14 protein-coding genes and 1 pseudogene are annotated in these 14,825 nt (G+C 43.4%); 7 read left to right on the top strand and 8 right to left on the bottom strand.

The features are described from left to right. The first annotated feature begins 175 nt into the window (after positions 1 to 175). The 4 genes from ACVC7Q_RS06915 (at position 176) to ACVC7Q_RS06900 (ending at position 6,306) form a co-directional block, all read left to right on the top strand. Positions 176 to 919 (top strand): DeoR/GlpR family DNA-binding transcription regulator, encoded by a 744-nt coding sequence (locus tag ACVC7Q_RS06915; RefSeq protein WP_447265331.1) that lies wholly within the window; start codon positions 176 to 178, stop codon positions 917 to 919. Between the two features lie 12 nt (positions 920 to 931). Then, entirely contained in the window at positions 932 to 1,741 is an 810-nt protein-coding gene (locus ACVC7Q_RS06910) for a Cof-type HAD-IIB family hydrolase (protein WP_447265330.1), read from the top strand. A 271-nt stretch (positions 1,742 to 2,012) separates the two neighbouring features. Continuing rightward, positions 2,013 to 3,437, top strand: a complete 1,425-nt coding sequence (locus ACVC7Q_RS06905) for a vWA domain-containing protein (protein WP_447265329.1) — start codon at positions 2,013 to 2,015, stop codon at positions 3,435 to 3,437. Positions 3,438 to 3,591: 154 nt separating this feature from the next. Continuing rightward, positions 3,592 to 6,306 (top strand): DEAD/DEAH box helicase family protein, encoded by a 2,715-nt coding sequence (locus tag ACVC7Q_RS06900; protein WP_447265328.1) that lies wholly within the window; start codon positions 3,592 to 3,594, stop codon positions 6,304 to 6,306. Between the two features lie 56 nt (positions 6,307 to 6,362). Here the strand turns inward: ACVC7Q_RS06900 and ACVC7Q_RS06895 are convergent, their stop codons facing one another. Beyond that, positions 6,363 to 7,400: a zinc-binding dehydrogenase gene (locus tag ACVC7Q_RS06895; protein ID WP_447265327.1), complete on the bottom strand. Its 1,038-nt coding sequence runs from the start codon at positions 7,398 to 7,400 to the stop codon at positions 6,363 to 6,365. Between the two features lie 78 nt (positions 7,401 to 7,478). Beyond that, positions 7,479 to 8,375, bottom strand: coding sequence for a cation diffusion facilitator family transporter (locus ACVC7Q_RS06890; protein ID WP_447265326.1), 897 nt, complete (start codon positions 8,373 to 8,375; stop codon positions 7,479 to 7,481). A 115-nt stretch (positions 8,376 to 8,490) separates the two neighbouring features. Between ACVC7Q_RS06890 and ACVC7Q_RS06885 the strand changes: the two genes are divergently transcribed. The 3 genes from ACVC7Q_RS06885 to ACVC7Q_RS06875 are packed head-to-tail and all read left to right on the top strand — an operon-like array spanning position 8,491 to position 9,887. Beyond that, complete coding sequence (locus ACVC7Q_RS06885) at positions 8,491 to 9,030, top strand: TetR/AcrR family transcriptional regulator (protein ID WP_447265325.1); 540 nt, start codon at positions 8,491 to 8,493, stop codon at positions 9,028 to 9,030. A gap of 15 nt (positions 9,031 to 9,045) precedes the next feature. After that, the gene (locus ACVC7Q_RS06880) at positions 9,046 to 9,519 is read left to right on the top strand and encodes an HXXEE domain-containing protein (protein WP_447265324.1); all 474 of its coding nucleotides are present in this window, start codon (positions 9,046 to 9,048) and stop codon (positions 9,517 to 9,519) included. Between the two features lie 35 nt (positions 9,520 to 9,554). Continuing rightward, positions 9,555 to 9,887, top strand: a complete 333-nt coding sequence (locus tag ACVC7Q_RS06875) for a glucuronide permease (RefSeq protein WP_447265323.1) — start codon at positions 9,555 to 9,557, stop codon at positions 9,885 to 9,887. A gap of 62 nt (positions 9,888 to 9,949) precedes the next feature. Here the strand turns inward: ACVC7Q_RS06875 and ACVC7Q_RS06870 are convergent, their stop codons facing one another. The 6 genes and pseudogenes from ACVC7Q_RS06870 to pnuC form a co-directional block, all read right to left on the bottom strand. After that, a complete protein-coding gene (locus ACVC7Q_RS06870; protein WP_447265322.1) occupies positions 9,950 to 10,822 on the bottom strand; it encodes an SDR family NAD(P)-dependent oxidoreductase in 873 nt (290 codons plus the stop codon). A 1-nt stretch (position 10,823) separates the two neighbouring features. Continuing rightward, a complete protein-coding gene (locus ACVC7Q_RS06865; RefSeq protein ID WP_447265321.1) occupies positions 10,824 to 11,660 on the bottom strand; it encodes an alpha/beta fold hydrolase in 837 nt (278 codons plus the stop codon). A 13-nt stretch (positions 11,661 to 11,673) separates the two neighbouring features. After that, a complete protein-coding gene (locus ACVC7Q_RS06860) occupies positions 11,674 to 12,678 on the bottom strand; it encodes an NADP-dependent oxidoreductase (protein WP_447265320.1) in 1,005 nt (334 codons plus the stop codon). A 78-nt stretch (positions 12,679 to 12,756) separates the two neighbouring features. Next, positions 12,757 to 13,188: an Rrf2 family transcriptional regulator gene (locus ACVC7Q_RS06855; protein ID WP_447265319.1), complete on the bottom strand. Its 432-nt coding sequence runs from the start codon at positions 13,186 to 13,188 to the stop codon at positions 12,757 to 12,759. Between the two features lie 95 nt (positions 13,189 to 13,283). Then, positions 13,284 to 14,222: an AEC family transporter gene (locus ACVC7Q_RS06850; RefSeq protein WP_447265318.1), complete on the bottom strand. Its 939-nt coding sequence runs from the start codon at positions 14,220 to 14,222 to the stop codon at positions 13,284 to 13,286. A gap of 119 nt (positions 14,223 to 14,341) precedes the next feature. After that, positions 14,342 to 14,707 (bottom strand): annotated as a pseudogene (gene pnuC, locus ACVC7Q_RS06845) (nicotinamide riboside transporter PnuC); the annotation flags it as partial. Between the last annotated feature and the right edge of the window lie 118 nt (positions 14,708 to 14,825).

Here is a 14,825-nt window from a genome sequence, read left to right as displayed (position 1 = left end):
GGAAACCTCCACATTATTTTGACATATTATAGCAGAATTCCCCCTTTAAAACAAACGTCAGAAATAAGGTTTTATAAGAAAAAGATCATAAACACTTAAATACACTTAATAAAACTCGCATCCGCTTACAAAATGATGTACAATGAAGACAAGAACAGCAATAAGGAGCGAATTCATGTACCAGGAACAACGGCTCGAAAAAATCCTAGAACTTTTAGAAGAGAAAAAACAGCTATCCGCTAAAGAAATGGTCGACTATTTCAAGGTCTCAAAAGATACTATCCGCAGAGACTTTGCCCTTCTGAGCCAACGCCAGCTAGTCCGTAGGACCCATGGTGGACTTCTCCTCTTAAACAAAGAACCCGGCCCTTCTTACCTAGACCGCAGTCAGAAAGCCAACAAGGAAAAGACTGCCATGGCTCAAAAGGCCCTGCAATTGATCCAAGATGGACAAGTGATCTTTCTCGACGTTTCCACCTCGATGACACTGCTTGCTGGCATGCTGAATAAAGAAGTCACGGTCTATTCGCATTCCCTTGACAATGCCATCCAGCTCAGTAGCCATTCCCAGGTTGACGTTCATCTCTTAGGCGGGAAATTCTACCCTAAAAACCGCTTCTACTATGACGCGAATCAAGCACAAATACTGGACAATCTTCGCTTTGATCTTGCTTTTTTTGGAGCGAGTAGCTTAGCCAATGGCGAAGTCACCTTTGAGGATGCTGAAGACGTTGCGGTTAAGTCTCTCGTTTTTGAGCGGACTCGTACCAAGGTGCTGGTAGCAGAAAGTGTCAAGTTCCACCAACATGCTAACTACTATCTCGCTCGTCTCAAGCAATTTGACTATTGGATTACTGATCAAAAACCAAGCCCTGACATCCTTAAACAAATCGGCAGTGAAACCACTATTCTCTATTAGGAGGTCCCCATTATGTCTCACATTCGTCTCATCATCAGCGACATCGATGGTACTATCTTAAATGACCACCATCAGATCGATCCACAGTTGGCAGCCTTGATCCCGGATTTAAAACGCGAAACCATTCCTTTCGTACTGGCCTCTGCTCGTTCTCCAAAAGGGATGGCTCCCATTGCCAGAGAACTCGGTATAGAAGACTGCCCCATGGCTTGCTACAATGGTGCCTTGATCCAAAAGGGAGAGCAGGTTCTTTTCGAGCACCCTTTGAACAAGACGGAGGCCCGGAACTTTATCAACTGGGCCAACCAACACTTTCCTCAGGTTTCGATCAACCTCTATAGTGGAAAAAACTGGATAACCGACCGCCTTGACCAATGGAGTCAAGAGGAGGCCCGGATTACAGGGGAAAAACCTCTCATTCTTCCCCTATTGGATCCTTTGCTGGATGCGACAAAGCTCCTTCACAAATTGCTCTTAATCGGGGAGCCAGAAGAGATCCAAACTCTCTATCGCACTATTTCTGCCGACGACTTCCCTTCTACCGCCTTTTATCTCTCCAAAGCCAACTACCTAGAAGTCACAGCTAAGAACGTTTCCAAAGAAGATGCTCTGGTTGAGCTCACCAACCACTACCACTTGAGCTTAGAAGAAGTCCTCACCATGGGAGACAACTTCAACGACCTCCCTATGCTCAAAAAAGCAGGCATCGGGGTCGCTATGGGCAACGCTCCACAAGAAGTGAAAGAGGGAGCGACTGTCGTGACAAAGACCAACAATGAAAACGGGGCTGGGCAAGCAGTTGAAACCTATGTGTTGATTTAGAAACATAAATAAAGTGACTAGCTAGTATTTTTTACGGATAAAAAATATAGTAGAAATGCCGATAAAATAAGGATTCCTGCAAATTTGTAGGAATCCTATTTCTTTTTATATAATTTGTATATTAAACCTATTTTATGCATATTTCTCCCGTTTGATTTTTTATCAATAACTAGGGATATAAAAACCAACAAAACCCTTGATTATTATAACGTTGACAAGTTTGTGAAAAATCGGTATGATAGAAAAAAGTTTATTAAAAAGGGGACGTATTTTGAAAAAATATACTATTTCACGTAAACAAACTTTAACTTTAGCTTCCGTTGTTTTAGGAACTGTCTTCACAGGAACGACTATTGCTTCTGCTGATGACGTTGCACCTAGCACAACCCAAGCCGCTCCTGCAACTTCTACAGAAACAAAATCACCTATCACGGCTGCAACAGAAGAAATCAATGCCAAAGCCAATACACCAGTTGTTCCTGCTGATAAAGCAAAAACCGGCGATGTCATCGCTGTGGACGTCAAGAAAACTGGCCCATCTGCTAAAACAGACGGCGCAGACACAACCACTACTTCAACAGCAACCATCAAAACGACTAGCTTAGCAGATCAAGACACACCTGTTGGCGCTTCAAAACCAGTCTCTTCAACTAAGACAGCTACATCAACCAAAGAAACAGCTGACTACACTGAGACAACGACAGAAACCGTCAATAAAACAAGCCTCGTCGAAGTGACAAAAGAAGCAGATATCGTCAATAAAAAAGAAGTCCAAGCAACATCCGACATCGTCTTTGTCATTGATAAATCAACTTCGATGGATTCACATATCAATGATACAATGAAGAACGTTGAGACCTTTGTTCGTAATTTATCTGCAAAAAATATCCAAGCACGCTTGGGATTGGTTGCATTTGAACGATCAGATCGTATACAATACTTTGATTTTAACGGATCAAAATTCACAACGGATCCAGAAAGTTTTATTTCTGCTCTGAAAACTATCAAAACTTATGGTGCTGATGAAAATGCTACTGTTCCATTGCACCACATCGCTACTTCAGCGGACTACAACTGGGGGACTGGGGCAAACAACCATCGCTTTGCTTTCTTGATTACAGACGAGGACATTGATCTTACAAAAGATACACCAACGAAAGAAGCGACTCTGAAGGCCCTTCAAGATGCAGGTATCTCTTTGACCGTAGTTGGTAAAACATATAAATCTATTAAAACAGACTTTGATCCATTGGTCAATGGGACAAATGGTCTCTACCTAGATATCCGCAAAGATTTTGCTGACTTGTTGAACGTTCAATTTGCCAATAAAGTTGTTGAAACTGTACAAAAAGGTCGTGTCTTCAAAGTCCAAACAGATAAGTATGAGTTGATTTCAAAAACTCACCGCGTGGCGAAAGCAAAACCACAAACGCCTAGCATCCAAACACCTGCAACACCGACTCCTACTCCTCAGAAACCGGCTGTTGTCACTCCTGCGAAACCGACAGTCTTCACACCAGCTAAAAACGAGCCTGTGAAAACAGAAGTCTATATCGCACCAGCAGCTCTTCCTCAAAAAGAAGCAAGCCTTCCAAATACAGGAAGCACGACCTCAACTGCCTTGACAACTCTTGGCCTTGGTCTTCTTAGCATGGGTGCTGCCTTTGGTCTCTCTCGCAAAACAAAGAAAGACTAACGTTAACAAGCCTAATCCGTTGATTGGGCTTTTTCGCTCTGTCCGAATGATTCCTGTTTGCCATTCTCATTAGAAAGTAGAAATCTTCAGCTTCTACCAAAAGATTCTTGTCCTTCGCTATGTTATAATGGGGACAGTACAAGGGAGGAAACCTATGTTACAAGAACTAGCTTTTACAGGTCAATGGAGACACTACCAAAAACGCGTTCTCGATAAGAGTGACGCTTTTATGGCGGATGGTCACCTGCATTTGGTAGCGGCTCCTGGCTCCGGAAAAACAACCTTGGGTATCGAATTTATCCGACGTTTTGGGCAACCAACTCTTATCTTGGCACCTACAGTCACGATTCGCCAGCAATGGGTCGACCGGATTATCCAAGCATTCTTGAAAGATGAAGGCCAAGTGGAGCAATTGATCTCTCAGGACCTCAAACATCCTAAGCTGATTACTGTGGCTACCTATCAGGCCCTCCACAGCGCCATGAACCAAGTCGTTGGTCAATCGCAAGCTGAAGATACCGATGACCAGGCAGAGATTGAAACCTTTGATTTCAAAGGCTTTGATATCTTTACTACTTTCAAAGACATCTCACTTGGAACCCTCTGTTTAGATGAATGTCACCACTTGCGCAATGAGTGGTGGAAGAGCTTGGAAGCCTTTCGTCAAGCCTTCCCTGACTTAAAGATGATCTCCCTCACCGCTACCCCTCCCTATGAAGGGGACCCTGCCCTTTGGGAACGGTATATCCGCATGTGTGGCGAGATTGATGAGGAAATTACGGTTCCTGAATTGGTCAAGGAAGAGACCCTTTGTCCCCATCAGGACTATGTCTTCTTTGCCTTTCCAACCAAGGAAGAGCAGGCTCAGTTGGATGCCTTTAGCCAACAAAAGAACACTCTCTTGCAGCAACTGACTTCAGACCCCCTCTTTTGTCAATACCTGCAATCCTGTCAGGCCTTATCAGGTCAGATTAGTGATGATGAGTTGCTTAATGAACCCAAGTATCTCTCTGCTACCTTGATTTTTCTTCGAAGCAGGGGAATCGCCTTTCCTAAACGTTTCCAGGACCTTTTAGGAGCTAAAAAACTACCTGCTTTCACCATGGACTGGCTTGAAATTCTCCTGCAAGGTCTGCTCTTTCAGGTTCCCCACTGGTACAATCTACCAGAAGAATACGAAAAGCAAGTCCTCCATGAATTAAAAGCAGCGAGCTTGATCGATCGAAAACAAGTCAAACTGGTCCGCAATAAAAAACAAGACCTCCTGCTCAACCAATCCCTGGGAAAACTCAATGCGGTTCGAGAGATTTTCAAGGCGGAATACCAGGCCCTCGGAAATCAACTGCGCCAACTGGTCTTAACAGACTACATTCGTCAAGACTTTGAAGTTCATCTAGGGGACAAGGAGGCCCAATTCACTCAATTGGGAGTGCTCTCGTATTTTGAATCCATTCGCAGAGAAAGCATAGAGCTAACGACTCCTCCTGCCATCGCTGTCCTAACAGGTAGTATCGTTATCATCCCGACAGTTGCTAAGCCAAGACTAGAAGAGCTTCTAGGAGCGAATCGGCTGACTTACCAAAGTGTCGGCCAATTATCCCCTGATGACTTTCTCAAGGTTCGCTTGGTTGGTTCGCAACATGATTTGGTGACAGCTGTGACCCAGCTCTTTCAAGAGGGACTCATCCAAGTCGTGATTGGAACCAAGTCTCTTCTAGGAGAAGGCTGGGATGCTCCTTGTGTCAACTCCCTAATCCTAGCGAGCTTTGTCGGTAGCTTTATGCTCAGCAACCAAATGCGAGGCCGTGCCATTCGAGTGTGGCCCCAAGATCCAGACAAGACCAGTAACATCTGGCATCTGGTCTCCATCAATCTTTCCTTAAAGAAATGGTATGAAAAGTCAGATCTTGAAAAGGAAGAGATCGAAGCCATCACTGATCAGCTGAAAGAATACAGTCCTGATCTGGAGCTCTTAGAAAGACGGATGAAGCAATTTTTAGGCCTCCACTACAAGAAACCCTTTATCGAATCCGGTATCGAGCGTCTGGCCTTTGACAATATCCGCTATACTAAAAGACAGTTACAGAAACTCAACGAAGAGACCTTAGAGCGCTCTACCCATCGTCAAGAACTCCGGGATGGCTGGCAAAAAGCTCTTCCGATTCTGGAGAATATGGAGATTGCAAACGAGGTCCAAGTGGATAAACACTTCCTGCCCCTGGCCCTATTTTTTGATGCTAGAAAGCTAGCTCGTTGGCTGACGGCCGCTACTTTGACCGATTCTTTCGCCAACCTGATTTACTATTCACATAGAGGTGGATGGAATACAGCTTCTCTTATTCTTCTATTCGTCTTAGCTGTTCTCGCACTCCTTGCTTGGCTCCGCTACTATCTCTATAAGAGCCCTTATAAACGATTAGAAGTTTTTGGCCAGGCCATTCACCAAGCTTTACTCATTTCTGGCCAGATTCAAACCCAGGAGACCCGCATCCAAGTGGTCCGAGATAGAAAGGATGCCATCAACACGCTGATCTATATGAAGGGCGGAACCATGCGAGAGAAAGAAGTCTTCTCGCAAACCATGATCGAATTTTTCGCACCGATTGAAAACCAGCGTTACATCCTAAAAGCCCAGGAAAAAGTATCCGACCAGACAGAATATTTCGCCGTGCCAAGCCTCTTTGACAAACGTAAAGAAGAGGCCCAAGCCTTTGTCGAGCAGATTCGAAAGAGCCTGGGTAAGTACGACCTGGTCTATACCCGAAGTGCCGAAGGTCGGGCCATCCTTTTAGATGCGCGTATCAAGGCCCTAGCCAATAAACAAGAACGCACCTTTACCAAGAAACAAGTGATGTCGGATTTGAAGTAAGAACTGATTTCACTACAAAAAAATTCTAGTAGACAGCCTCTACTAGAATTTTTTTGTTAGTCAATGACAATCATGGCCTTAATGGTCTTGCGTTCATCCATATCTTTATAAGCTTGATTAATATCGTCCAAGCTATAGCTATGGGTAAAGACACGGCCTGGATTGATGTCACCATCAAGGACGGCCTTGAGCAAGAACTGCTTGTCATAGGTGGTGACAGAGGCTGCTCCACCTGCCACTGAAATGTTTTGGGCAAAGGTCGATCCAAGCGCACGGTTGTTGTAGTGAGGCACACCGACGAAGCCTAAGCGACCCCCATTGTGAAGCACCCCAAGGGCTTGATCGACAGCTGCCGCGGTACCGACACATTCAAGAGCGACATCCGCTCCTCCACCAAGGATTTCACGGACCTTGGCAATGCCTTCTTCCCCACGCTCCGCTACGACTGCTGTCGCACCAAATTCCAAAGCCATTTGTTGACGGTCTTCGTGGCGACTCATAAGGACGATTTGCGATGCACCACGCATTTTGGCTGCGATAACCGCACATTGACCCACAGCACCGTCCCCGATGACAACCACTTTGTCGCCCCGTTTCACATGAGCCACACGCGCCGCATGGTAGCCTGTCGGCATGACATCTGCCAGCGTCAAAAAGGATTTGAGCATGGCTTCTGTATAATCTGACGGTTGCCCAGGAATCTTGACAAGAGCCCAGTTAGCATACTCGAAGCGCATGTACTCCGCTTGCACCCCATCAGACCAGTTAGTGCCGATATGGCGGTCACATGTCCCATCATAACCTGCACGACAAGCATCACACTCCCCACAGCCATGGGTGAAAGGCGCAATCACAAAGTCACCCGGTTTCACCGTTGTAATAGCTTCTCCGATTTCTTCCACAATCCCAATAGCTTCGTGGCCACTATTTTGGTGCCCCTCTTCAATATCTGGATTACGGTAGCTCCATAGATCAGAGCCACAGACACAGGTGCGAACGATGCGAAGAATGACATCATCTGGTGCTTCGATGTGTGGACGTTCTACTTCTACAAGGCCCACTTGCCCAGCTCTTGTATAGACTGTTTTCTTCATAGGGACGACCTACTTTCTATTGCTTACTTACCTATAGTATACACTTTTTCATGGGCTTCTGCTCGTACCAACTCTTCATTAATGGTGGTGGTGATGACTTTGATCTACTTCCAGCTCCTCAATATTGCGTTTATGGGCGCGGTGAGTTGCTAGGTCTTCATCCACTTCGATGGTGACATTTTGAAAGCCTCTCTCTTTGAGCAAGGCACGGATCGCTTCTTTGCAGACCTCCATGTCTTCCATCCGTTTGAGACAAACATGAACAATAGCATTTTTCTCTAGTCCATCCATGGTCCAAAGATTAAGCTGATTGATACTAGCGACATTGTCCAACTGCTCTAAATCATTCTTAACTTGCTTGATATCTACCCCTTCTGGCACAGCATCCAGGAAAATCTTGAGCGTGCTCCAAAAACGTGGAATGGCTTTGGACAGAATAAAGAAGGAAATAGCAAGAGACAAGAGGGGATCTAGGATATACCAGTCCGTAAATCGGAGGACAATGGCCATCAAGATGACAGCGACCCAACCCAAGGTATCTTCCAAAAAATGCAGGCTGAGAATGGATTCATTCTTGGTTTGCCCCTTGCGAATGACCAGACTCGCCAGCACATTGACACTGATAGCAATCATTCCCAACCAAAGAAGCCCTTCGTCATTGACAGGCTGAGGGTGGAAAAGCTTGCTTACATTTCCCAAAATCACCATGCTAGATCCGGTCATCAGTATGACTGCCGTTACTAAAGCCCCTAATAAGCTAAAACGCTTGTAGCCTAGGGTATAGTGACTATCTTCTTGACGATTGGAGATCGTTTCTAGAAAGGCCGAGAGGCCAATGGCTAGAGCATCCCCCAAGTCATGGACAGAATCAGCGAGAACAGCACTGGAACCAAAGATTCCCCCTGCAATAAACTCAACAATGGCAAAGCTTAGATTCAAGAAAAAAGCCAGCCAAACAGCACGTTTTGAACTCATTTTTTAACCTTCCTTTGGTATACTAGTAATAGTATTATCTCTAACTCTAAAAAGAAAGGATAGGGGCAAACTGTTTAGGATGTACGTTACTGAACAATTTGTTCAAAGTGTCCATATGACAACACAGGATCGTCGTATTACCAAAACTAGAAAAGCTATCTATCATGCTTTTTTACACTTACTCAACCAAAAAGACTACGATATCATTACCGTTCAGGAAATTATTGACCGTGCTGATGTGGGGCGTTCAACTTTTTACAGCCATTACGAGAGTAAGGAACTCTTGCTGGATGAACTCTGCCAAAAACTCTTTCACCACCTCTTTGAGCGAGATGATCAGCTCTCTCCCCAAGACTACCTAGCCCATATCTTTCAGCATTTCAAGAAAAATCAAGACCATGTGACCAGCCTCTTGCTTTCAAAAAACGATTATTTTATCCGGCAGCTGCGAAAAGAACTGGAACATGACGTCTACCCCATGTTAGCCGACGAACTGATTCAAGCACACCCCAACATTCCTCACTCCTATCTCAAGCACTTGGTCGTCAGCCACTTTATCGAAACCCTTAGCTGGTGGTTGAAAAAAGGCAAGACTTACACCGAACAAGAGGTCATCCAGTTTTATTTGGAGATACTGAAAGTTGGTTCAAACTAGAAAGAAGTTTTTTTAATGACCCTCACTCAATTTTATTTTCTCTTTCCAGCCTTATTCATGCTTCACGAACTTGAGGAAATCATATGGATGCCATCCTTTGTCAAAAAACTATCAGCACGGTTTCCAGATATTCGATTCCTTTCTTATTACACTCCTTTTACTTTCAATGCCATTGTTTTGGAGCAGTTTCTGATCCTGCTTCTATCACTTTTTCTTAGCTATCAGTTTAGCAACTATACTATTTACGCAACCATTGTAATTGCTTATATCTACCATATTTTCGGACATCTGATTCAGACAATTGTCCTTCGAAAATATGTTCCTGGCTTGTTAACGGGCATTTTAACGAGCTTATTCTCCATCGCATTTCTAAAAAAAATTGAAATTTCAGTCAAACTCTATGGTTACTCTTTTTTGACTTTACTGGTTATCGTTTTAAATCTTGTAGTATCATTTATGATTCTTAATAAAACCAGTCATAAAAAATAGCACTTAGACAATCATATCTTAGAAAGGAAACATCTATGTCACTTTATCCCATTTTTAGCATCATCACAGTCTTCTCAGCCCTTGTTTTTGCTCTTCTTCATTTATTAGTCAGCCTTTCCGAATTAAAAAAGGGCAAGAAGACCCTTGGAATTTACCTACTTTTTCTAGGAAGTAGCCTTGCGGCCTTCTCTCTCATTCTCTACTTCTTTTTGCCGATTGTCGCACTATCTCTTTGGCTGATTGGTTGTGGGTTGATTTGCTACGGAGCCTATTGGAATGGCAAGCACAAAGAAAACTTCCATCTAACCCACCATGTCATTCGGATTGGAATTGCTCTGATTCTTACCATTTTGTTAGCCCTCATCTAAAAAAACTCAAGTTTTATCAATGAAAACTTGAGTTTTTTTGTAGTTACGAAATCAATAAGGAATTAAAAATCCTGCTTTTCTTGAAACATTTTAATCTTTTCTTGGCAGTAATCCATCAATTTCTGTGCTTTTTCAAATGTGTAGCCTTTTTCAGATACCGACTTGACTTTCTTTTCATCAAAGTAGTAGCCAGTCAAGCCCCTGACTTCTTCTGATAAGGTGAGATAATAGCCTGTTTCGATTCCCTGATCTAGATCTTTTGAAAGAGATTTCATCAGGCGTCCAAAGAGGGACTTCTTCGTTTTTTCATCACTAGAATTATTCCCTAAGTTGGTTGAAATCAAGCCAGGATGATAGGCATTGATGGTGGTATTTGAACCTCTTAAAAAGAAATCTCTTGCTAGATAGCGTGTCATCCAGATGGTATAAAGTTTAGAATTATTATAGGCCAATCCTGGATGATAGTTGTTCTCAAATCCAAAGTCCAAATCCTTGACCTTTGCAAAATGATGCATATAGGAAGAGGTATTAATGACACGGCCGTCAGCCGATTTTTCTAACAAGGGACTTAGCTCAGTTGTTAACAGATAGGGAACGAGAACGGATAACATAAAAGTCAACTCGACATTTTCAGCACTTGCTTTTCGTTCTTTTCCTGCATACAGGCCGGCATTGTTAAACAAGACATCGATCCTTTGAAAGTCTCGCTTGATTTCCTCCACAAATCGATAAACATCATCTAATTTTGAAAAATCAGCCAAGTAGCTGGAAACTCTGCCTCTCAGGGAAATGGCCCGAACTTCTTGAGTAGCCAATTCCAGTTTTTGAGGATTGCGACCATGAAGGATGACCTGATGCCCTTCACTGGCCAGTTTCTTTGCCAAGTGCTTTCCAATGCCATCCGTAGCACCGGTTATTAGAATGGTTTTGACCATATTAGTCCTCCAAGAAAGCAATGAGTTCTTTTGAAAACTCCTCTGCATATTGGAAGATCGAACCGTGACCAGCATTTGGATAGATGATGAGCTTACTATCTTTTATTTTTTCATGCATATCATAAGAATTTTCCGTTGGAACCTGCATATCCTTGTCTCCGTTGACGATTAAGGTTGGTTGAGTGATAAATCTTAGGTCGTCTTGAGAATCTTTCCCCCAACGTTTAATAGCTTTGAGTTGCGTCAAGAAACCAGGCACACTCATGTCTTTGTCCGCAAATTCCTTGATTCGCATTCCCATTCGTCCGAGAACTTTCAAGGCTTCGATTTTTCCTTGTTCATCATGGTTATAGAAGATATAGCGTTTAGGATCGATGCGCTCAAGTCCCGCTTTAACCATATAGTTAAAGGTTTTCCCTGTAACCTTATCGACCTCTTTTCCCCCTCGAGGTCCTGTTCCTGCCAAGATGAAACGGTTGACCAAATCAGGCTTGATTCGGATGATTTCTTGGGCAATCATGCCCCCCATAGAAAGGCCAAGAAGATTAATCTTATCGTAATCAAGGGCTTTTACAAAGGCAATTGTCTGCTCAGCCATTCCAGGAATGGTTGGAGCCACTTTTCCTTGACTAGCACCGACACCAGGAAGGTCGACCACAATCACATGGTGCTTTTCAGCAATCAAGTCCAAGAGTTTTGGATCCCAGTTGTCGAGGGTTGCTGCCAAATGGATCAGCATCAGAAGAGGTAGTTTTGATTTGCCTTTGCTGAGTTCGCGATAGGCGATTTTGTTTCCTTGGACAGTGATGTATTGATTTTTAGTTGTAAGATATGACATTGTGTTTTCCTTTTTATTTTTTAAAGCTGAGGACTGTTTTTCCACGCGAGCGACCATTAGCGACCTTGTCTAAGGCGCTATTCACTTCTTCAAATGGATAGACTGTATCGATAGATGGCTTGATTTCCAATTTGCTAAAGAGGTCTGCTATCTCTTGTAATTGAGCGCCATTGCTTTCCACAAAGATAAAATGGTAGTGAACGCCGTATTTGTCAGCCATCTTATCAAATTTGCGACCGGCTAGTCCAAGTAGGATCTGTTTCCATTTTGGCAGGTTCATCCGTTTGGCAAAGTCACCATTTGGCATCGCACGGAGGGACACAAGCTGACCACCTTTTTTCATGATAGACATTTGTTTTTCAGTCTCAGCGCCACCAAGGGTATCGAGGACATAATCAACCTGGCTAACCGTTTTTGTATAATCCTCTGTTTTGTAATCGATAAAACGATCTGCTCCTAGTTTCAATACTCGCTCAGCGCTATCTCCAGCTCCATTGGTAATGACCTTCAAACCTTTAGCCTTAGCAATCGGAATCGCCATCCCACCGACACCGCCTGTACCACCAGAGATAAAGATGGTTTTGCCAGCTTGAGCTCCCATGAGTTCTAGGGCTTGCATAATGGTTAAGGCAGTCAAAGGCACAGCAGCGGCTTCCTCGTCAGACAAATAGTCTGGAACCTTGGCTAGAGCCTGATTATCGACGGCTACGTATTCTGCAAAGGCACCAATATGATCAAGTGGTAAACGTCCAAAAACTCGGTCTCCGACTTTGAGATTTTTGACTTGTCTACCGGTCTCTTCAATGATACCGACCACTTCATTTCCTGCAGTTTGTGGGAGTTTATAAGGGACGATCATCTTGACTTCTCCTCTGGAAATCATATTATCCAGAGGATTAACACCAGCAGCGGTGACTTTGACCAAAACTTCTTTGTCTGTGATACTTGGTGTAGCGACTTCTGTGATGTTCAGTGTGATATTCTTTTTGTTGTATGATGTATGTTGTGCGGCTTTCATTGTCTTCTCTTTTCTATTTTTTAGTTGTATCTAATTAAGATACAAGTATGGTCTTTTTAAAACTGATCTGCATGCAAATCAGTTTCGTTTTTGTTTGGCATCTTTATAAAGATTGTTAATGACATCTTCTAAGGTTTGGTGGGCTAGTTCCTTCTCAAGTTGAGCTTCAGCGCTAGCAAATAGTGGCGAAACTGCTCCTTGGATATGTTTTCCAACGGGACAATCTGGATTGCTATTTTGGTGAACGGGAAATAAGCTGATGTGGCTGACTTCTTGTGTGGCAAAATAAATGTTAAGTAAGGTGATGTCCTTTGGGGATTTACTAAGTTGGTAGCCCGTTTTTCCTTGATGAGACTGGATTAGTCCAGCATTTTTCAATAAAGCGATTACCTTTCGAATGTAACTCGCATTGGTTCCAACGCTAGTTGCTAGTGCTTGAGAACTTAAGGTATCCTTACTCTCACTAATCATGGTTAGGATATGTAAGGCTACTGAAAATTTTGTATCCATATAAACTCCTTTAGACAACTTGTATCTGACTCAAGAACAAGTATAACACAAATAAAAAGAAAAGCAAGACTTTTGCTTCACTTTTTTTTAAACGATCAGGCCATCAACACCATGAGTATCGGAATGACCACCATGGTAGCAAGGGTCGTCTCTGTCACCATGACCGCTGCGTAATCGCTATCAGCTCCGTAGAGTCTGGCAACGACTGGGGCATTGGTCATCACTGGCATAGCGGACTGGATGATAAAAACTTGCTTCATCAAGCTTGGAAGAGGGGCCCAGTAAACAATGGTCGCCATTAGGAGTGGAGCAACCAGGAAGCGTCCTAGTAGAATGAGGAGCTGATCTTTTCCAAGCACCAACTGCTTCACGCTTACATGAGATACCGACAAACCGATGAAAATCATGGATAAGGGGGTTGTTAAATTGCCCAGATACTGCAAATCACTGGCTAGAAATGCAGGGAGCTTTATCTGCAGCATCACCATGACTAGTCCCAAGATGAAGCCCATCAGAGGAGGTGAAAAGACTTTTTTCAGACTCGTTTTGAGATCAAACTGAGCTTCTCCCTCGCCATCTCGCTGGATCAGGTAGGTCCCTAAAGTCCAGAAAAAGGTTGTATTACACATGTAATAGATCAAAACATAGGGAATACTGGCATCACCGAAAAGGGCTTGGTTAATGGGAAGACCCACAAAAATCGTATTGGAGTTAAAAAACATGGAAATAAAGAGACCCCGGTGGTCTTGTCTCACTGCAAAGATCCTAGCTACTGCTGTCGCGATGCCAAGTAAAATGACCATAGACAGGGCAGGAAAACGCGGTTCTGGTAACATTTTTAGGAGGGCATCCGCCGTGAAGCGCTGTGTGATGGTGTAGAGCATATAGCAGGGCAAAGCGATTTGAGTGACTAATTTTGCGATCAAGCCACGCGACTTGTCATCAAACCAGCCTTTTTCACCTATGACAAAGCCCACTAAAATCATCCCCAGAATGACCAGGATGCCGGATATACTCCTCAAAAAGATGTCCATGTTTTCTCCTTTTACTTCTTTGAAATGAGCGTTTTTCCACAAGGTCTCAAAAACTACTCTAGTATATCACAAAAAGAGGTGGAGCAACATGCCCACCTCTTGTATTTTTTTAATTGTTACTAGTAGCCTTTCTTGGTAGCCTTGGTCCATTGGTACCAACCAACTAGACTATTGATCAAGTAAATAAAGTATTTCCCTTGATTTTGTAGGCTTTCTCCCCACCACAAGTAGATCGAGAAAACATTAGTAGCAGCCCAAAAAATCCATTGTTCACGGTAAACAGCTGTCATCAAGAGCTGACCAACACCATTGGTTGCATCGGTAATAGAATCACGGAACGGACGATTGGCGCCAACGGATTGGTAAATGAAACCAATGGTTAACCACCAAAGCACACTAATTGATAAGTACTTGATCCATCCCACCGCATCCAATTTACGGGCAACAAATTCCTGCTGTTCTTTTTTGAACTGGGCTTGATAGATCAAAAAGTGTTAAAAATAAGACAGTAACCTCAGAATAGATACTGTCTTATCTCTTTTTTTACTTAGAGCCTTGATAGACTTGACAAATGGTAGAAAAGAACCGTGAGTTCTTGCCAGA

The organism is Streptococcus sp. W151 (assembly GCF_053010205.1).
This window is presented reverse-complemented; position numbering and strand designations above follow the sequence as displayed.